Genomic DNA, 21378 nt, shown 5'->3' with positions numbered 1-21378 from the left:
CATTATACTTCCAATACGTCCTTTTCTTTCTTATCTTTCAAATCATCAATGGCTTTAATCTTTTTATCCGTTAATTTTTGAATTTGGTCTTGACCTTGTTTAGCATCATCTTCTGTAATTGTTTTAGCTTTTTCTTCTTTTTTGATAGCATCATTAGCATCACGACGAATATTGCGTACTGCCACTTTTGCTTCTTCTGCTTTTTTACTTACTACTTTAACAAGTTCTTTACGACGTTCTTCAGTAAGTTGAGGAATTGCTAAACGAATTGTATCGCCATCATTACTTGGATTTAAACCTAAATCCGATTGTAAAACTGCTTTTTCAATAAGGCCAATCATAGATTTTTCCCAAGGTTTTACTAAAATTAAGCGAGGTTCAGGTGCTGTTACATTAGCTACCTGATTAATTGGAGATGGTGTACCATAATAATCAACCATAACCTTGTCTAATAGGGCAGTGCTAGCACGGCCGGTGCGGATGGAAGCAAATTCTTGCTTTAAAGCTTCGATGGTTTTGTCCATGCGGCTTTCTTCACGGGTTAATAACTCTTGAATGTCCATTATTCTTCACCTCTTACGATAGTACCAACAACTTCCCCTTTCGCAGCGCGTGTAATATTACCAGGAATATCCATGCTAAATACTACGATTGGGATATTATTATCCTTACACAAGGTCGTAGATGTAGAGTCCATTACTTTAAGTTCTCGACTAATTACGTCCATGTAAGTAAGTTCATCAAACTTTTTAGCTTCTGGATTAGTACGTGGGTCACTATCATACACACCATCAGCAAATTTTTTCGCCATTAAAATAGCGTCAGCTTCAATTTCAGCAGCACGGAGCGCAGCTGTTGTATCAGTAGAGAAATATGGATTCCCTGTACCAGCTGCAAAAATAACAATACGACCTTTTTCTAAGTGACGAATAGCACGACGACGAATGTATGGCTCTGCTACTTCCTGCATAGCAATGGCTGTTTGCACGCGGGTCGCTGCACCAGCATGTTCAAGTGCATCCTGCAAGGCTAGTGAATTCATTACAGTTGCAATCATACCCATATAGTCAGCTGACGCACGATCCATGCCTTTAGCACTGCCAGCTAAACCACGCCAAATATTACCGCCACCTACTACGATAGCAATTTGTAAATCTGTTGTTCTAGCAATTTCTGCAATTTCTTTGGCAATTTCTTCTACTACAACTGGGTTAATACCGAAGCCTTGATCACCTGCTAAAGCTTCACCACTTAATTTCAAGACGATACGTTTAAAATTTCTATTACTCATTGCGATACTCCTCTGCTATTACAAAATAAGAGAACACATGACGGTGTTCTCTTATCTCTTAAATCTTATTGACCAGCGGCTGCACGAACTTCAGCTTCGAAGTCGTCCTGACGCTTTTCAATTCCTTCGCCTAAAGCGTAGCGAACGAAACGACGTACGTTAATGTTTTCACCGATTTTAGCGATTTTTTCAGTAATAACATCAGTAATAGTTTTGTCACCATCTTTAATGAAAACCTGTTCCAATAGGCAGTTTTCTTTATAGAATTTTTCAACGCGGCCATTAACCATTTTTTCAAGAACTGCTTCTGGTTTTGGTTTGCGACCAGCTTTTACATCTTCTTCTGCTTCTGCTTTAGCTTGTTCTAAAAGAACTGCTTTTTCATGTTCAATAACTTCAGCAGGTACTTCTTCACGATTTAAGTACGTAGGATTTGCTGCTGCAATCTGCATAGCAATATCTTTTACAAGGTCTTGGAAGTCTTCAGTTTTAGCAACGAAGTCTGTTTCACAGTTAACTTCTACAAGAACACCAATACGACCGCCACCATGAATATAGGAAGCAACCACACCTTCAGCCGCTACACGACCAGCTTTTTTAGCTGCCGCAGCTAACCCTTTTTCACGAAGTAAGTCGATTGCTTTTTGGATATCGCCTTCAGCTTCTGTTAACACTTTTTTGCAATCCATCATGCCTGCGCCTGTAATTTCGCGCAATTCTTTTACTAATGCAGCAGTAATCGCCATATAATATATACCTCCTACACATTAATTAAGGTAAGGTCTATTTAGCCTTACCTTAATTTTATATCGTTCTACATATTTTATCAAATAATATTTAACATATTATTAAATAAATTTTAAGTTTTAAGGCAATGTCAGCTATTAGCCCTGACCGTCTTGTACCATTTCAGCGGAATCAGCTTCCATTTGTTTCATAGCTTGATCAGCTGCTTCTTGGTGTTCACCTTGATCATCTAAAGATTCGCCTTGACGACCTTCTAATACAGCGTCAGCCATTTTACCAGTTAATAATTTAACAGCACGGATAGCGTCATCATTAGCTGGGATTGGGAAGTCGATTTCATCAGGATCACAGTTAGTGTCTACAGTTGCTACTACTGGGATACCTAATTTTTTAGCTTCTGCAATAGCGATACGTTCTTTTTTAGGGTCAATTACGAATAATGCACCTGGCATTTTAGGCATATCTTTGATACCGCCAAGGTATTTTTCTAATTTTTCCATTTCATGACGTAAGCCGATAACTTCTTTTTTAGGAAGAAGTTCGAATGTGCCATCTTCAGCCATTTTTTCAAGCTGTTTTAAACGTTTAACACGTAATTCGATAGTTTTGTAATTAGTTAACATACCACCTAACCAACGTTCGTTAACGTAGAACATGTTAGCGCGGATAGCTTCTTCTTTAACGGATTCTTGAGCTTGTTTTTTAGTGCCCACGAAAAGAATTACTTCACCGTTTTGAGCTACTTCACGAAGGAAATCATAAGCTTCTTCTACTTTTTTTACTGTTTTCTGAAGGTCGATGATATAAATACCATTACGTTCAGTGAAGATGAACTTAGCCATCTTAGGGTTCCATCTTCTAGTCTGGTGACCGAAATGTACGCCGGCCTCCAATAATTGTTTCATTGATACTACTGCCATGTTGGCACCTCCTGTTAATAAACCTCCGCAGCATCATATTCAATATAAATCAGGACAATTCCTGACACAGACATTGAATCAGACTGCGTGCGTAATTTTTCATACCTGAAAATTATAGCACATGAGGCACTAGTGTGACAAGAGGGTTTCATTAAAAATATTATGCATGAAATGTGCAATATAAGGTACAAAAATATGCCCCTTCTCTTACACACGAATTAATAAGGAACAAAGGTCCCTTCGAAATGTGTCACGATTTCTAAAAAAACTCCCACCCATTAACAATAGGTAGGAGGATTTTAGTATGGCTAAATTTTAATTAGAATATGCTTTTCTACATTTTTGTATGACCACCATACACATCGCGACTCTCTTTATCTTCGCTATTTACACGAATACGTTCTACTTTGTAACGATCACTTGGTTTACCATGAACTAAGTCCACACGGAATCTATCTGCTTTTTCAACAGCCACCATTTCTTGACCGAATTCTTCAGTAGCACGAGCCATATTACCATCAACAATAGCTCCATTTTGTAAAGCACGGTAAATAACAGCCGCAAATTCGTAGCGCGTCATAGATTGATTACCTTTAAATTCTCCATCTGGATAACCAACAAGCAGACCTTTAGACGCTAACTCTTTTACATATGCGTAGGCCCAATGATTTTCAGGCACATCTGGGAAGTTCACATTCATATTAACTGCATTAGATGAAATGTTAGCCTTATTACCTCGTTGCTGCGCTTCTAATTGATCAATACGAGCTTTTAATACTTCTATCTCTTTTGCCATAGCTACACGGGAACGTGAAACACCACTACTTTGACCAATATTAAAGTTAAGGCCAGCAGAAATCATATTTTCACCATTGCCCGTAGAAGACGCTACATTTACCATCACATCTTCATTAGGACGATAAAAAGCACCTACTGCCATTGCATTAGCATTACCATAATTGCCGTAACCTACAGAGAAACTCCATTTATCATCAGGATTAAAATCAAGTGGATGTAAGCCTGCTAAGGCCGCTGCACCAGCGCCCACTTTGTCCATGCGGTTATCTAAGCTATTAATACGACCATTTACGCCATTTACACGATTATTTAGATCGCTAATTTGCTCTGTATGAGTATTGATAGTTTGCGTATTATTAGCAACCTGCGATTTTAAATTCGTAATATCGCCTATATTAATTTGTACTTGACTATTTAGATTTGTAATAGTATCGCCAAGCTTACTAATATTATTCGTATTATTGGTAATGGAATTCTTAATGTCATCAGCTAATGCAACAGTAAAGGTATGTTTAGTCTCATTGCCCTCTGCATCTGTACCAGCTGGCGTTTCTGTTACGATAATGCCATTGCCTTGTTTTACATCGACTGCATTAGCATTTACATATTCTCGAACTGAAGTTTCTACCGATTTTAATTGCGCCACATTCACTGCATCACTATCATCAGAACCAGCTGCTACATTCGTAATTTGTCGAGTAGCTCCGTCATTACCTACAGATACTGCACCTAGTTTCCCTTTTACTGTAGCTGCAATAGCCGCTTTAGCAGTGTCAGTACTATTCGCTGCCCCATAAACTTGATTATTAGCGGAGCTTGCGGTGTTCGTCACCGTTACATCACTTAAAGCACCACGAGTAGATACCGACGCACTACCTAGCGCCACCCCACCAGCTACAGAGCTCTTAGCATTATGACCTACAGCTACACTATCAGCTTCTGTACTTGTAGCATTACGACCTACTGCAATAGTATCGGTATTATTTGCTAGCGCGTCAGTGCCCACAGCTACAGAATAATCACCTGATGCATTCCATTGTCCCAATTCAGTAGCATATGTACTGGTTTCACCACCTTTAGTATTCCAGGTTTTTACACTTTTAGTGGAAGATCCAAGAGCAATAGCATTTTTACCACTCGCACCAGCGCCCCAGCCAGCCGCTAAGGATTGTGCACCAGTAGCAGCTGCCCCAGAGCCTAAGGCAGCAGACTGCATACCTAATGCTTCAGCACCATTCCCTAAGGCAGTAGCCTGTATACCAGAGGCATAACTATGGGTACCCACAGCACTAGCTGCATAGTTCATTGCCTTAGCATCATCTCCCAAAGCTGTAGTTTGACTGTGCAAAGCATAAGCTTTATAGCCTAATGCCGAAGCACCCCAGCCAGATGCTTTTGTATCGCCCCCAATAGCTACAGCATTATTACCTTGATTTTCTAATTCACCTAAGCCAGTCAAATACTGCTGATTGTCAATTCGCAAATTATCAATTTTAGCTTTTAATTCCTTGGCATCCTCGTCAATGCTCGCATTGTACACCTTAGCATTTTGCCCATATACAGTACTTTTTACGCCATGGCCCCAAGCCCCATCGCCAATAACAGTAGAACTATCCCCAGTAGCACTTACATTATTGCCAATAGCTACTGAATTATAGCCCTCTGCCTTAGCCGTAGTCCCTACAGCAATCGCTTGGCTCCCTGATGTATAGGCATTAGTTCCAATAGCAATGGCATTTTGACCACTAGTCTTAGCTTTACCACCATTTGAAAGGTTATCTCTGTAATCTGAATCTCTAACTACGTTAGCATTATAGCCAATAGCAATAGCATTAGCTGCAATTTCATCAATCTGTGCAGATGTCCCTGTAGCAATACTGCGAATTGCTTGCCCTTTGGCTTCATAACCTGTGGCAATACTGCTAGCCCCTTTAGCTATAGCTCCATTGCCAGTAGCCAAAGAGTTTTCACCAGCAGATTCTGCATTAGGTCCTATAGCTACACTATTATAGCCTGTATCTTTTGGAAGTGCTTCCGTAGAATAAACACTAATATAATCTGTTGCCCCTTGTACTTCATAACCATTCCACAAAGAACCAACTGCACTTAATACCAATAGCGCAAGTATTTGCTTACTTTTTCGTTTCATTCTATCACCTAAATTACTACACACAAAATATCACTTATTATTTTATTTTCATATTATAATTTATACTAATTTGTTTTTCAAGTAATCATTCATTATTTTTATAACAATTCATAAATTCCTAAAATGCAAAATTAATCTAGCCTATATTTATCAGGAGTTATTAAGCACCATAAAATTCAGTTAGCATATAGGAATTTATCAACAAACTATAATTAAATATACTCTACAAGATATAAACTCTTAAGTCTTCATATTTTATAATATACATTATTTTTATATGTATTTAATATTTTTGTTTATGCATATAAACCCGATTAAGATCTAGATATCCTATATCGAACTAATACATGCTACTCAAGCAGTATTTAATCTTTAAACTACAGCCTCAAATATCTTTTCTAAAAAAATAAAAAGGTGATTTCCTAATAAGAAAGCGCTTTGTAAAAGCTAATCTAAAGGAAATCACCTTATTAAATTATTAATCTATTAAATTCTAGAAATTGTTAAACTTCTTATAAGCCTAATTTACTCATCATGCAATGTAGTAAACAATGTCAGCTTATATATTACATAAATAAATTTAAGATTTCTACACCAATTAAACCACATACGGCAATGGCAGTTTCTACAGCACACCAAGTGCGAACTGTTTGTTTTACTGTTAAACCAAAGAATTCTTTAAACAGCCAGAAGCCTGGATCATTTGGTGGGCTGAAAATTACACTACCGGCACCTACAGCCAATACCATAAGTTCAGGACTTACACCAGTCATAGGAATTAATGGTGCCACAATACCACCAGCTGTTAAAGCAGCCACTGTAGCAGAGCCAACAGCAATACGAATAACGGCAGCAATAATCCATGCTAAGAGTAATGGCGATAAATTAGCCCCCATCACAAGGGATCCAATATAATTACCTACACCACTATCAATAAGCACTTGTTTTAAAGCACCACCAGCACCAACAATAAACAAAATCATAGCTACTGTTAAAATTGCTTTTTCAGAAGTTTCCATGATTTCTTTAGTTGTTTTGCCACGAGCATAACCAAAAGTATAAAAAGCTACCATAATAGAAATTGTTAATGCTACACTTGGATCGCCAATAAAGTTAAAGATATGCATAATTGGCGCATCTTTAGGAATACCCATCATTTTACCAACAGCACTAATAGCCATTAAAATAACCGGTGTTAACGCTGTTAAAATACTGCTCATAAAAGAAGGCATTTCTTCATCAGTGAAGTTTTTATCATTATGAAGCCCTTCTGGGATTTCAGTTTTAATATCTTTAACCGTATTATACAATAAAGGTCCCGAAATAATAACAGTTGGAATGCCGATAATTAATCCATAAATTAAAGTTTTACCAATATCAGCATTAAAAATAACGGAAATCGCCGTAGGACCTGGATGCGGTGGCAAAAATCCATGAGTTACTGACAATGCCGCTGCCATAGGAATACCCACTTCTAACAAAGGAATATCTGCAGCTACGGCAATCGTAAATACCAAAGGAATTAAAAGCACAAAACCAATTTCATAAAATAAGGCAATACCTACAATAAATCCAGTCAAACAAACTGCCCATTTTACATTTTTACGGCCAAACATATTGATAAGGGTAGTAGCAATTCGTTGAGCCCCACCACTATCAGCCATCAATTTACCAAGAATGGCACCAAAACCAACAACGATAGTTAAACCACCTAATGTTGACCCTAAGCCTTTTTGAATGGTAGGGAAAATTTTATCGATTGGTAACCCTTCTCCAAAGGCCAATAAAATACACACTAAAATAAGAGATAAAAAGCTATTTAACTTCACTTTTACAATCAGGAAGAATAATAGCACGATGCCTAATGCCAAAATAACCAGTGGCATAAGAGCGCCTCCTTTCAAACTACACATTTCACAAACGACGAGGCCCCATAGTAAAACACCCTAACAAAACTGAGATAACAAATATACTCTCTCTCTAAAAACTCAGTATTACAATCCTGTAAGCTATTCAATCTCAAATAATAAGTACTAAACTATAAACGATTAAATGGATGTTCTTGCTGGAAGTTAACAAGACGAGCTAAATCATCCTTCATATTAGTATATAAAGATTCATAAATTCTAAATAATTCATCATAAATTTCACGATTAGCCGTTTTTGGTGTATATACTTCTTGAGCTGTAACTAACGTGGCCGTATCTTTAATATCTTTTAAGGTACCATCAGAGATAAAGCCTAAAACAGCAGCCCCAAACGAAGCGCCTTCACTATTAGTTGGTAATGTAATAGACTCATTAAATACATCAGCCATGATTTGTAACCATAATTCTGATTTTGTAAAACTACCGCTAACACGAATGTCTTTTACTTCTTCAAAATCACGCAAAGCTTGTAACACGCAAAGCAAGCTATAGCAAATTCCTTCCATAGTTGCTCGAATCATATAAGAACGACTATGATTTAACGATAAACCAATAAAAGCACCTCGCAAATCAGAATTCCAGTACGGCGCCCGTTCACCAGTAAAGAATGGCATCAAAAGTAGTCCGCCCGAACCAGCAGGCACATGACGAGCTTTCATCGTCATCAAATCATAAGGATCCACATCCAGTTGCTCCATTTGAGACCCATGCAAGTGAAGAATTCGGTCACGCATCCAACGCATAATAATGCCACCATTATTAATCGCACCACCAGCAACCCACATATTGTCAGTTAGATTGTAACACCAAGTTCTTTGGTTCTTATCCATGCGAGCTTTTTCAGTTAACATACGAATAGCGCCACTAGTGCCAATTGTACAACTTAATTGCCCGGCTGACACTGCACCAATTCCCACATTAACTAATACACCATCAGTAGCGCCAATTACTACTGGCAAGCCAGCAGGTAAACCTAAGCGTTTTGCAACGTCTGGAACTAATTCATTGCTATGAGTTGTAGATACAACCTCTGGTAAACGGTCTTTAGTAATTCCTAGGAAATCAAGAATTGTTTCATCCCAACATTCTTTATGCGCATTATATAAGCCACTACTACTTGCTACTGACTTATCAGTTACCCATTCCCCTGTCAAGTTGCGGAAAATAAAATCTTTAATCGAACCAATATGTGCCATTCTATCAAAAATAGAAGGTTGGTTTTCCTTTACCCACAAAATTTTTGCCAAAGGATAACATGCATGAAGTGGACAGCCTGTATTAAAATAAAATTCTTTACATTTAGGATCTAATTCTAAACGGCGTACAATGGCAGCACTACGACTATCTGCCCAAGTCATCATATTTCCTAGAAATTGAAAATTTTCATCTTGAGGAATAAAACTATGCATAACTGAACTCAAAGCCAATCCCGAAATGGTCACTAATTTATACTGTAGTTCAGCGACTGTCCCCTTTACCACTTCCTCTACAGCATCATAAATTTGTTGCGGATTTTGCTCTGCCCAGTCATACTGGGGTGTTTCTAAACTATAAAAAGCCTCCGTAGTGGCTACGGCTTTGCCAGTTGAAGTATAAGCAGTAGCACGCACACCAGTAGTACCAACGTCTACACCTATCCAAACGGGTTCTTTTACTTTTAAGGTCATTATAACCGCCTCTTTTCATTTGCTTATTAGTGATTATTTACTGTTGTAGTATAAAGATTATACTGTTATACTACAACGATTATCACTGCCAGCTCTTAATCTTAACCAAATAAACTCATTTGCTCATCTTCAGGCAAGTCGCCAAAACAGCCTAAATCACGCATAGTTGCCAAAATACTTTCTGAAATCTTACAACGACGCTGCAAATCTTTCACCGATGTAAATGGGCTCTTTTCACGTTCAGCCACAATAGCATCAGCTACTTTTTCACCCAAACTATCTACGGCTACAAATGGTGGCAACAACGCCCCGTCATGAATTTTGAAACGATGTGCATCCGAATGATTTAAGTCCGCTACTAAGAAATTAAAACCACGCTGTTTCATTTCCATAGACACTTCTAAAGCGCTCATCATATCCTTATCTTTATTAGACGCTTTTCTATCTAAAGCTTTTAAACGTTCAAACTCAGCCCGTTGTACTTCTAAGGAGCTAGCCATAATTTTCATATCATACGCCTTAGCTCGAATAGAATAATAGGCTGCATAAAAAGCTAATGGATAATTAATCTTGAACCAAGCGATACGGAACGCCATCATAACATACGCTACGGCGTGAGCACGTGGGAATAGATAGGAGATTTTCTTACAAGAATCAATAAACCAATCAGGAATACCACCGGCCCGCATTTGGTCCTCATAATCTGTTTCCTTTTCCCCTACCTTATTGAGTTTATCTATGCCCTTACCTTTACGCACATTTTCCATAACTTTAAAGCAAGTCAATGGCTCAATGTCTCGATGCATTAAAAAGTTCATAATGTCATCACGAGTAGAAATTGCTTCATTCAATTTGCAAGTGCCATTTTTAATCAGCGTTTGTGCATTGTCTAGCCACACATTCGTTCCATGTGAAAAACCAGAAATTCGAACTATATCAGAAAAATGTTGTGGTTTTGAATCTTCCAGCATGCGCCGCACAAAGCCCGTACCACACTCAGGTACTGCTAATGAAGCTACTTTATCCCCCATTAACTGCTCTGGTGTTAAACCAATGGCTTTAGTCGAGGAAAATAAACTCAAGGTTTCAGGATCATCAAATGGTATTGTCTGAACATCTACGCCTGTAATATCTTCTAACATACGAATAATAGTAGGATCATCATGGCCCAGAATATCAAGTTTAGTCATACAACCTTCAAAAGAGTGATAATCAAAATGAGTCGTTATAATGCCGCTATCTTTTTTATTCGCTGGATATTGTACTGGCGTAAACTGATGCACATCCATATCACGTGGACAGACCATAATACCGCCTGGATGCTGACCTGTTGTATTTTTAACGCCCGTAACACCTTTAGCTAGTGCTTCAAGGAAGCCTTGACGCGCTTGAATATCCTGAGCTTCAGCATATTTCTTTACATAACCAATAGCTGTTTTTTCAGCAATCGTACCAATCGTACCTGCCCGGAATACATTATCACGACCAAATAATTCTTCTGTATACTTATGAGCGCGAGGCTGATAATCACCAGAGAAGTTAAGGTCAATATCAGGCACTTTATCACCATTAAAACCCATAAAAATCGCAAATGGAATATCGTGACCATTCGTATTAAGGGGCGTACCACATTCCGGACAATTCTTGCGTGGCAAATCAAAGCCCCCTGCATATTCGCCTTTTTCAAAAAACTCACTATGCTTACAATTTGGACAAATATAATGCGGTGGCAATGGATTTACTTCTGTAATATCTGCCATAGTAGCTACAAAAGAGGACCCTACCGAACCACGGGACCCTACCAAATAACCATCATCCAAGGATTTACGTACTAATTTATGAGCAATGAAGTATAACACGCCATAGCCATTACCAATAATACGAGTCAACTCATAATCCAAACGATCAGCCACAACTTTTGGTAAAGGATCTCCATAAATATCTTTTGCCTTTTTATAACACATCTCTGTGAGTTCATCATCGGCCCCTTCGATTTTAGGTGAATAAGTCTTACCTTGTGGAACTGGCTGTAAGGTATCAATGCTATCATTAATCATACGAGAATTCGTAACAACAACTTCATAGGCTTTTTCTTCACCTAAATATTTGAATTCTTCTAACATTTCATCCGTTGTGCGCAAATATAAAGATGGTGTACGCTCAATATCTTTAAACCCAGATACAGTAAGCATAATCTGCCGATAAATTTTCTCATCATCATTCAAATGATGGACGTCACATGTAGCCACAACTGGCTTATTTAATATTTCACCGATTTCTACTACTTTTTTATTTATATCAACTAAAAAAGATTCTTCGCGAATCTGCTCCCCAGTTCGTCTATCATATAGTAAGAATCGGTTATTTTCTAATGGCTGGATTTCTAAATAATCATAGAAAGAGGCAATTTCTAATAAACGCTCCTGTGATTCCCCTTTTACAATAGCGCGAATTAATTCACCCGCTTCACAGGCAGAGCCAATAATAATACCTTCTCTATGATCTTCAATCACCGCTCTTGGCAAGCGTGGACGGCGTTTATAATACTGTAAGTGGGAAATGGTAATCATCTTATACAAATTACGAAGCCCTACTGTATTCTTCGCTAATAAGATAATATGTGAACGAGTATCATTTTCTTCATCTTCAATGAGATAGCCTTCCACACCATAGATAACTTTAACCCCTAATTTACCAGCAATATCTTGCGCTTCTGGAAAAGCTTGAATAACACCATGGTCAGTAATAGCTACTGCTGGATGACCCCAATCTTTGACTGTTTGAAGTAACTCTTTGACATTAACTAAGGCATCACGATCACTCATTTTAGTATGCAAGTGTAATTCTACACGAGAATCAGCTCTATTTTCTGTGCGCTTTCTTTCCTTTTTTAACTCTTGAATACTGCGCAAACTAAAGATGTAATCTTTTTCAAATTTATCATCATAGTTTACATCCCCTTGCACACGCACACCCTTAACTTTTTCCATTGTTTTTAAGAGTGTTTCAGCATCTTCATAATTATCTACAAATTTTACAAACTGAATACTATTCGTGCCATCTACAATACTACCTTTAATAAGGCCTTTTTCTGTCTTTGTCTTAATTAATACTAAGCCAACAAAAATCCCCTCAAAGATTGCATTATTCATTTCTTCATTCACTGAAGCAATAGGTAGGGAATCGCCTTCAATAGTTGGTCCTAATAACATACCAGGATCCGTCACATCCCGCTTAAAACTGCGACGTCGTTTGCCCTTATAGGCAAAACCGCTTTCACCGCTACTACCACTAATGGGCACTGTCGATTTTGCCGGCACATAATCACAATACACGGGATCTTCATACATAGGAATTGGTTCATCAGCGGCTGTAGCAAAGGGAAAAAACTCATCCTCAAAACTAGCATCCATTGCCTCAAGCCTATCTATAGCTATCATTTCATCTGGCATAGTACTGTCATAATAAATTTGAGTTGCTAGCGCTTGTTCCTCTGCAATTTCTGCATCAGTAAGCTTGAGTTCTAGCTCTTCTCTATGTTGCTCTTCTAATTCAGCAATTAACTCAGCAATATCACAACCTCCAGCAAAACAATATTCCTCAGCCGTATGATCATGAATTGGTTCACTGTCCCAGTCATACACAAAGACAGTAGATTCATAGGCTTCAACTTGTTTAGCTTGAATTTGTTTTTCCTTATACCAATGATCTAACTTACTATGTAATAATTTAAATGCTTCCTCTGAGGACAGCACATTTTTAACTTTTATAGACTTATCATCGCTCTCAATAAGCATCGCTGTTTCTTGCTTAGCTTTGGGAACTATATGATAGCGTACTTTCATGACTATCCTTCTTTCTTACTACGTAATTACTCTGCCGTTTCGCTTTTCACCGGTTCAGACTTTCTGGTATCACTACTCGTATCCGTGCTCTCTTGTTTAGCCGAATCAGTGTCTGCTTTCTTAGGTTCTACCTCTTTCTTAGCATCTACCGCTTTATTAGGACGAACTATAATCGTTGTTTCAGGGTCATAGGTAGAATTAAAGCTATCTGTTGTAGTCCGCCCATCCTTATACGTCAATTGAACCGTTGTATTTACACTTAAGCCATCATGTCCAGCCTGTTTAACTTCTTCTTTAGTTACGGCTGGATCAATAGTTACTTGAGTCTCATGAGGAATAGCCGTTTCACCACCTACTACAACTGAAGCATTTGTTGGTTCATCAGCCGCAAAGCCCAAAATACTAATTGTCAAAGTGTCACCTATCGTATGGGCTAATACATAAATCGGATGTTCATACGGATTACTAAATACAAAGTCAATGTATCCATAAGCTACTGTTGCATCACGTCCAGCCGAAATATAACCAACTGGTGCATAATGAGGCACCCTTTCTTCAATCGTCATCCCTGATAATAAAGCAGAATTAAATAAAGTAGAGCTAACTTGACAAATTCCCCCGCCAATGCCAGGCACTAATTTACCGTCCATAAATACTGGAGCATCATCATATCCCGCTTCAGCAGTACGCTCACCAACAATTACATTAAAGGAAAACTTTTGGTGTGGCTGTATTACTACATTATTAATTTTATCAGTAGCTAATTGAATATTATGTGTACGACTTGTATCCCCAGAGTTAAAAGTAGTGCTATACGTTCCTAAAACAGTATTAATGCCCTTTAAATCTTCCGCCGTTATTTTAGGATTAGCTTGCTCATCAATTACTAAAGCTAAGGTTGTTACTTCGCCTTTAGCTAATTGTTCTTGCAAATTGGCTACCGTTTTAGCAATGTCTAAACGCTGTCCAGCAATTTCTTTATGCAGTACAACTTTGCCATCTTCTACTGTCAAATAGGCATCATGTCCACTTTTAGCAATCTCTTTATTATAGGTCTGTAGCAACGCTTCTAGGGCCGGAACATTTACATCATACACAATAGATTTAGAAACAGGCTTCACTAATGCTTGCCAACGATTAACAATATATTCTTCCATAGAAGGTTCATAGCCATAAGACATAATGCTTTCAATGGTTTTATTTACATTTGGTTTTACCCCAATATCAGCTAAGGCCACTTTCGTTTCTTTACCATTTTTCCATTTTACAGTCATATGAGTTGGTGCTTTAGAAGCTTCCGACTCTATAATAGCTACTAATTCTTCTTTATCCACTCTAGATACATCTTGTCCAGCTAGTTGCATACCTTGAATCACATTGCCTGTTGGATATAAAAAAGCGCCTGCACTAATCGATACAAGACCTAATACAGCACCTGCTATAATACCAATTTTACGTTTCATATAAACCCCCACAGCCTATTCAGCACAATAGGCTAAACATAAATCTTTAAAATACGACACTGACCCTTCACCACGACGACTATCACGCATTACTTCGTATAAACCACGTAATAATTTCGCCAAGGCACGAATTGAAATTTGTTGACTTTGACGATAAGCAAGTGTAATGGGATATGCTTTTACGTTTGACCCAGCTTCTTTAAACAATTCTTGTACCGCCCGCTCACTTAAGCCACTACTTCTACACTCACTTACCATAAGCTGTAAACGTAATTGACCTTCAATATATGACATAGCCCGTTCTACTTCTTTATTTTGTAGCATATAAGGAAATAGAGCTAATAAAGTGTTTACATCTTTTCTAAAGAGAGCTTCTTTAAATAAAAAAATATTTTTCGCTCCATAGTCACTACCATTAGCAATTAAAAAGTCCTGCGTAATTTGACCTTTTGGTGGTAATAATAAAAAATAACGATCAAATTCAGTCCGTAAAAAGCTAACTGGTACATCTTGCCAAAGTTCTAATAAATGATGAATATATTCCATCCCATCAGCACTCATAGTAAAGCCATGAGATTTACAATATGTTTGTAACCATGTAACAATTTCAGGCCCTTTTAATCGTTCACAGGCCTCATTAGGAACAGCTTTTAAGAAATCCTTATTCGCCTTTAACCGTTTATCTATTGTCTCATGATATAACAATAAAACGGGATGATTCCCATCGTAAGTTAACAACATATCATAAACTTGCTGCCACTCATCACTCACTTTTTTATTCGCTTTAGCAAAAATAGGTATATTGACCAGACAATATAAGGTTGGTTCCCCGAATAAAGAGTCTTCACTTAGTTTTTCACATATACGCCTTGCGCCCACTTCATCATTTAACATTTGAACTGTTAAATCCGAATGGACCTTTAAAAAGGCTTGCTTTTTTTCTTCTATGAGCTGTGACTCATCACCATATAGTAACTGTATCGCCATAGCTTCTCCTACAATAAAAAATCCGGGATCACAGTTGTGCCCGTAATATATCGATTTTCATCGGCTGGATCTACGTCTACTTCACTCCGTTTATTTCCATTCGACCAATACACAAGGACAGGGAAACTATTCGCTTCATCTCGATTATGAGACGTGGCTAAAACGGCATTTGTAGTTCCAACAATATATGATTTCATCTCTTTTAATTTTAGATGTTTTTTACTGTTTTGTCCATTACTGAATAGGAATCCTCCATGCGCGCCCCTTGCAATTACGGCATTAGGTTGCTCCTCAAAAATGCCATTAAAATCTCCAGTCCATTGCCCAATATAAATGTCTTCATTGATTTGACTTTTATGTAAATCCTGAAATGACCAATGCAGTGAAGTCATTAAAGGTTCTAAATTAGTGTCTTCAGTTTGCTTTACTCCCCCTAAAGAAATTTGCTGCGGTTTAGTAATCCCATAATAATGTACAGCATTAACAATGGCGCCCTGTGATACACGAGATAAGGTTTTTCCTTCCGTCGCTACATGAAGCCAACCGACTCGCCCTTTAAAAGGTTCTTCCTTTACCACCAAAAAAGCGGCGCCTTGCGATAGTGGAATTATATGAACATATACAGACCTTTGAAATATACTATGTATTGGTAATAACAATAAGGCCATAAGCCCCATGACAATCATTGCTTCGCGCCACCAATAGAGCATTCTTGATTCTGAAAAATAATAATATAAAAATCGACAACCTAATATATAAAGAGAACCTGCCATAATAGTTAAAGCGCCCCAATAATTAACAAAGCCAGGTATATTAGCAATAGAAAAATTTAAGAATAAGGCTCCTTTTAAAAGCCATGCTAGAACATTCCAACCTAATGATATATCCACTATTAAATTCATTAAAAGTAATATAGCTGCCCCTAAAATAGCTAAATCTAAAATAGGACCTACTAAAATAGCCGCTATAAAAGCGCCTAAGCCCATTAAGTGAAAATAATATAATTGCAATGGATATATCAATAATTGCGCACTTATACATAAACTTAGTGGCCCCATTACATAGGGCCACCCCTTTGGTAACCGCTGGTAGATACTACGACCAAATAACAAAATTCCATAAGTAGCACCAAAAGATAATTGAAAACTAACATCCATCAATAATAATGGCTCCATACATAATAGTACTGCAGCACTTATATGTAAGGCTTGTCGACTTTGATATAATCGCCCTTCAATAATCCCAAGCCCCATAATAATTCCCATGAGAGCAGACCTTACCACTGGTGGATTATACCCAACTATTGAGCAATATAAAATTACGAATATAATAGCGCCATAAGTCGCTCGTCTTTTACTAATACCGAGCCATGAAGCTACTACGAATAAAAAGCCAAATAAAAGTGCTACATGGGAGCCAGATACGGATAAAATATGAATTAACCCTGTTTTTGCAAATGAATCCATAATCGTTTCATCCAATGAATTATAGCCACCACCGAGTAATAAACTTTGACTCATCTCTCCAAGCGCTCCTGGCAAATGAGCCTTCAATACATCACCACATTCATAACGAAGAAACCCTAACATGCCCATTATTGAATTACTTATTTTCGTACCCCAAGGTAACTCTTTCATCGGGACAAGGCCTACCATATCACCTTCATACAAAGTCCCCATTCTATGATCAGTAATATAACGAGCTCGTAAATCAATACGCCCTTCCTCGGGCGCAAACTTTGTTTTGCTAATACTACCTTTAACCGCTATATATTGACCTGGCAAAATTTTGTTAAACAGCACTGTTTTAGACGGCACAATATAAGCAACAATAGTCCCTTCAGCTGGTAATTGACAGTTTCCAATTGTTTCTTTTTGCGGATCCATGGCAACTAATTCACCGGTTAAATGCCAATAAGAATTTCCATTTACAGTAGCTATTTCTGGTAAGTTTGTTACTCGCAAGGTATAAATTCCTGTAGCCCCCACATAATAAGGGTTAATCCCCCTATAATTATCTATTGTTTGTTGAGTTCGATACATGCCAAAGCCTAATAAACTAATTATTATTAAAATGACAACTACTAAACTATGCCATGATGTAGCGCCTGTCCTAACTAACTGATAAGAATTACTAAATTGGAACAAATTAACATAAATATACTTACTCTTGCCATTCTTTTTATATCGCTGTAATAGTAGCCAAATAAAATACCAAGAACTGTTTAATAGAACGATCATAGGATTAGTAAACTCATAAGACATTCCATAAGCTATTACAATCCCCCAGGCTGGTGCTAACCACAACAAAGCACCCCATTCTGTAATAGTAAAAAAATAGAGTCCGGCCTGAATGGCTTGTTTTAAATAGTTATATAGTATGTTAACTTTAGCCTGCACGTCATACTGCCTCCTCTATACTGTCCAATGTAGTTTAAAATTTACAACCAATCATTAAAATACTAAGCTATTAAAATAATACGTAACTCTAAATTAGTTAAATAAATCCAGTTACTACCTTACCTGTTTTAAACCGTTATATGAGGTGCTAATTTTTTAAAGGTAGCTTCACCAATTCCTTTAACCTTCTTTATGTCTTCTATAGACTTAAATAAACCACTTTGTTCTCGATAGGCAATAATTTTCTTTGCCGTTCCAGGTCCAACGCCCGATAGTTTAACTAACTCTTGTTCATTAGCTGTATTGATATTAATTTTCTGCTTCCGTAATAATTCCTCAGGATTGCCCATGAAGTTAAAGGCTACATGAATATGACTACCACTACTTGCCTTTTCAGCTAAATTAATAGTATCCACAGATGCATAAGGTAATAAACCGCCACAAGCTTGAATCATATCGCCTACAGTTTGGCCTTCCTGCAATTTATATAAACCTGGTGTTTCCACCGCACCAGTAATATACACATATTCATTATCACCACTTGATGTTTCAACCTGTTGCGATCTATTTTGTGTTTGTGTTGCTACAGCAGTGGCTTCAGTGCTATTCATTTGCGTCTCTGAATCTGTTATAATAGGCCGTAGTACCAAAAGGTACACTAAGCAAACCAGCCCAAGACAAAGGCAAAATTTTTTATGTGCTTTTATTAATTCCATATTACATTCCTCCTACCTATGGTGATGACTACTAAGAGTTTCTTTTTTATTAAAGAAACTCCTGCTAATTCACACCATTGGTATGAATTCACTCTAGGAATGTGAGTAATATAGAAGCCAGTTTATAAATTTACTTTATACTCATTTATATATATGAAAGGAAACTATCATGGAAACAATTCGTTTACAAAAATATGCCCAAGCCCTCTTAACAACAGGTGTAAATTTACAAAAAAATCAAACCTTAGTAATCAATGTAGATGTAGAAAATCAAGATTTTGCACTCATCGTGACCCAAGAAGCATATGCCTTAGGAGCCAAAGAAGTAGTCCTCAATTGGCGTTCTACAACTATTGGCAAAGAGCGTCTACTTCATGCAGCCGATGAAGTATTAGCTAACCCAGCCCCTTGGATTCCAGAATACTACAAAACCTATGTAGAAGCAGGTGCTGCCTTTTTATCTTTAATCAGCGCCAATCCGAAAGCCCTTGCAGGCGTACCATCTGAGCGCATTGCCAGTCAGTCACGCAATCTTAATAAGGTGCTCCATTTTTATCACGAAGCTATCATGGATTCTACGCTTACTTGGTGTGTAGCTTCTGTAGCCACCTTGCTCTGGGCTGAACTTCTTGGCTTCACTGGTACTAATGAAGAAAAAATTGATGCTCTTTGGAGTGAAATTTTCACTTTATGCCGGATTGAAAATGTAAGTAAGGAAGAAGAATTAGCCCCTCATTTAAAACGCTTGGAATCACGCACCAAAGCCATGAATCAGCATCATTTTCAATCACTACACTACACTTGCTCTAACGGGACGGACTTAACAATTACCTTACCTAAAAATCATCTGTGGCAAGGTGGTGCGGAAGCCTCTAAGAGCGGTATCATATTTGATGCTAACATCCCTACTGAAGAAGTCTTTACAGCCCCTCAATACGATGGTGTAAATGGTATTGTCTATAGTACTAAACCACTCATCTATCAAGGCAATGAAATCAATGAATTCCACTTTACTTTTGAAAATGGTAAAATCGTCGATTATGATGCCAAAGTTGGTCGAGAACATCTTAAACATCTCATTGAAACCGATGAAGGTTCTGCTTATTTAGGTGAAATCGCCTTAGTTGATCACTATTCACCAATTAGCCAATCTAATCGCATCTATTATGAAACGCTCTTTGATGAAAACGCTTCCTGCCACTTAGCCATTGGCGCGGCTTATCCTACTTGCTTAGCCAATAGTGATGGTCTTAGCAAAGAAGAATTAAAAAAAGAAGGCCTTAACTACTCCTTGACCCATGTAGACTTTATGATTGGACATGAGGATATGGATATAGAAGGAATTACGGCTACTGGTGAAGCCGTAACAATTATGAAAAAAGGTCAGCTTCTCATATAATAGTTAAATAAATGCAGTAAGCAAAGCTTCGTTCCGAGTTCTCACGAACAAGTCACTTAGCTTTTGCTTACTGCATTTATTGTCTTATATACATTAGTCTGACCTTTTTCATAATTATATATCTAAACCAGTAGCTATAATTCCTGTCTATATAAGAAGAAGAAAGGACTCTGATTTAGAAAAAGTCGCTTAGATTTTGCTGTCACTTCTTTTTTATTCCTTATTTAGCTAAACAACTTACCCTTCTTCTAATTTCTACTAACTTTTCCAGTAGTTGTAATCCCTTTCTATATAAGAGAGAAAAAAAGGACTCTGATTTAGAACAAAGTCACTTAGCTTTTGCTGTCCTGTTTCTTCTTTATCTACACACACCGCTGTCTTTAACGCTATACTTACTTTGCTACAGTTATTTTCTCTAAAGTAAGTAGAAAGAAGCCGAACAGTGAAATCCGTACGACTTTGTTCGTGAGAACTCGAAGTAAGGATTTGCTGTTCGGCTTCCTTTATCATCCTATTTAGAATACACGTACAGCCTCAAGCTATAGGTTAATATTCAAGGTGCGCCCTGTAGGTATATATTCACTAATCTGTACACCTGCAGTTCGTAACATACGTTTTGAGGCGATTACTTCTGGTGTATCTTTATATTTATCTTGCCAATAAATCACTTCGCGAATACCGCTTTGTATAATAGCCTTAGCACATTCATTACAAGGGAATAAGGTAACATAGATTTTACTGCCTTCCAAAGAACCGCCACGGTAATTTAATATGGCATTCAATTCACTATGAACGATATAAAAATACTTATTATCTTTGTCAGCATCACGGCCCCAAGCAAATTCATCATCACTACAACCGCAAGGCATACCATTATACCCAATGGACAAAATTTTATTATCCTCGCTAACTATGCAAGCCCCTACTTGTGTATTTGGATCTTTAGAACGCTGCGCCGCCAAAATAGCCACACCCATAAAATATTCATCCCATGTTATATAATCACTGCGTTTTGGCATGTGACACCTCCTATATTAATTCACAACTTCTAACTTTTAGAATTTAACTC

At 37.6% G+C, this 21378-nt stretch carries 14 protein-coding genes; 1 reads left to right on the top strand and 13 read right to left on the bottom strand.

All coding sequences use genetic code 11. The features are described from left to right. Nucleotides 1-2: 2 nt before the first annotated feature. The 12 genes from frr to NFR44_RS01000 form a co-directional block, all read right to left on the bottom strand. On the bottom strand, nucleotides 3-563 hold the full coding sequence (frr, locus tag NFR44_RS01055) for a ribosome recycling factor (RefSeq protein ID WP_251440212.1): 561 nt from the start codon (nucleotides 561-563) through the stop codon (nucleotides 3-5). Then, a complete protein-coding gene (gene pyrH, locus NFR44_RS01050) occupies nucleotides 563-1291 on the bottom strand; it encodes a UMP kinase (RefSeq protein ID WP_251440211.1) in 729 nt (242 codons plus the stop codon). The genes frr and pyrH overlap by 1 nt, the downstream gene beginning before the upstream one ends. A gap of 65 nt (nucleotides 1292-1356) precedes the next feature. Next, nucleotides 1357-2037: a translation elongation factor Ts gene (gene tsf, locus NFR44_RS01045; protein ID WP_251440209.1), complete on the bottom strand. Its 681-nt coding sequence runs from the start codon at nucleotides 2035-2037 to the stop codon at nucleotides 1357-1359. 138 nt (nucleotides 2038-2175) lie between these two features. Beyond that, nucleotides 2176-2958, bottom strand: coding sequence for a 30S ribosomal protein S2 (gene rpsB / locus NFR44_RS01040; protein ID WP_251440207.1), 783 nt, complete (start codon nucleotides 2956-2958; stop codon nucleotides 2176-2178). Between the two features lie 334 nt (nucleotides 2959-3292). Further along, on the bottom strand, nucleotides 3293-5905 hold the full coding sequence (locus NFR44_RS01035) for an S-layer homology domain-containing protein (RefSeq protein WP_251440205.1): 2613 nt from the start codon (nucleotides 5903-5905) through the stop codon (nucleotides 3293-3295). A gap of 566 nt (nucleotides 5906-6471) precedes the next feature. Next, nucleotides 6472-7791 carry a gluconate:H+ symporter gene (locus NFR44_RS01030; RefSeq protein ID WP_251440203.1) on the bottom strand — a complete coding sequence of 440 codons (1320 nt, stop codon included), beginning with the start codon at nucleotides 7789-7791 and terminating at the stop codon, nucleotides 6472-6474. A gap of 152 nt (nucleotides 7792-7943) precedes the next feature. After that, complete coding sequence (locus NFR44_RS01025; RefSeq protein ID WP_251440201.1) at nucleotides 7944-9500, bottom strand: gluconokinase; 1557 nt, start codon at nucleotides 9498-9500, stop codon at nucleotides 7944-7946. A gap of 101 nt (nucleotides 9501-9601) precedes the next feature. Then, on the bottom strand, nucleotides 9602-13345 hold the full coding sequence (locus NFR44_RS01020) for a PolC-type DNA polymerase III (RefSeq protein WP_251440200.1): 3744 nt from the start codon (nucleotides 13343-13345) through the stop codon (nucleotides 9602-9604). Between the two features lie 26 nt (nucleotides 13346-13371). Further along, nucleotides 13372-14808, bottom strand: coding sequence for a VanW family protein (locus NFR44_RS01015; RefSeq protein ID WP_251440197.1), 1437 nt, complete (start codon nucleotides 14806-14808; stop codon nucleotides 13372-13374). A gap of 15 nt (nucleotides 14809-14823) precedes the next feature. Next, the gene (holA, locus tag NFR44_RS01010; RefSeq protein ID WP_251440194.1) at nucleotides 14824-15795 is read right to left on the bottom strand and encodes a DNA polymerase III subunit delta; all 972 of its coding nucleotides are present in this window, start codon (nucleotides 15793-15795) and stop codon (nucleotides 14824-14826) included. A gap of 8 nt (nucleotides 15796-15803) precedes the next feature. Next, nucleotides 15804-18194, bottom strand: a complete 2391-nt coding sequence (locus NFR44_RS01005; protein ID WP_251440191.1) for a ComEC/Rec2 family competence protein — start codon at nucleotides 18192-18194, stop codon at nucleotides 15804-15806. 128 nt (nucleotides 18195-18322) lie between these two features. After that, entirely contained in the window at nucleotides 18323-18910 is a 588-nt protein-coding gene (locus NFR44_RS01000) for a ComEA family DNA-binding protein (protein ID WP_251440188.1), read from the bottom strand. A 169-nt stretch (nucleotides 18911-19079) separates the two neighbouring features. Between NFR44_RS01000 and NFR44_RS00995 the strand changes: the two genes are divergently transcribed. Next, a complete protein-coding gene (locus NFR44_RS00995) occupies nucleotides 19080-20309 on the top strand; it encodes an aminopeptidase (protein ID WP_251440185.1) in 1230 nt (409 codons plus the stop codon). A 539-nt stretch (nucleotides 20310-20848) separates the two neighbouring features. On the opposite strand, the gene NFR44_RS00990 is transcribed toward NFR44_RS00995, so the two are convergent. Next, nucleotides 20849-21328 carry a deoxycytidylate deaminase gene (locus NFR44_RS00990; protein ID WP_251440183.1) on the bottom strand — a complete coding sequence of 160 codons (480 nt, stop codon included), beginning with the start codon at nucleotides 21326-21328 and terminating at the stop codon, nucleotides 20849-20851. Nucleotides 21329-21378 lie beyond the last annotated feature (50 nt).

Origin of the sequence: Veillonella intestinalis (genome assembly GCF_943193155.1) — a bacterium.
In the GTDB taxonomy this organism is placed as follows: Bacteria; Bacillota; Negativicutes; order Veillonellales; family Veillonellaceae; genus Veillonella_A; species Veillonella_A intestinalis.
The sequence above is the reverse complement of the archived record's forward strand: the minus strand, read 5'-3'. Positions and strand labels throughout refer to the sequence as shown.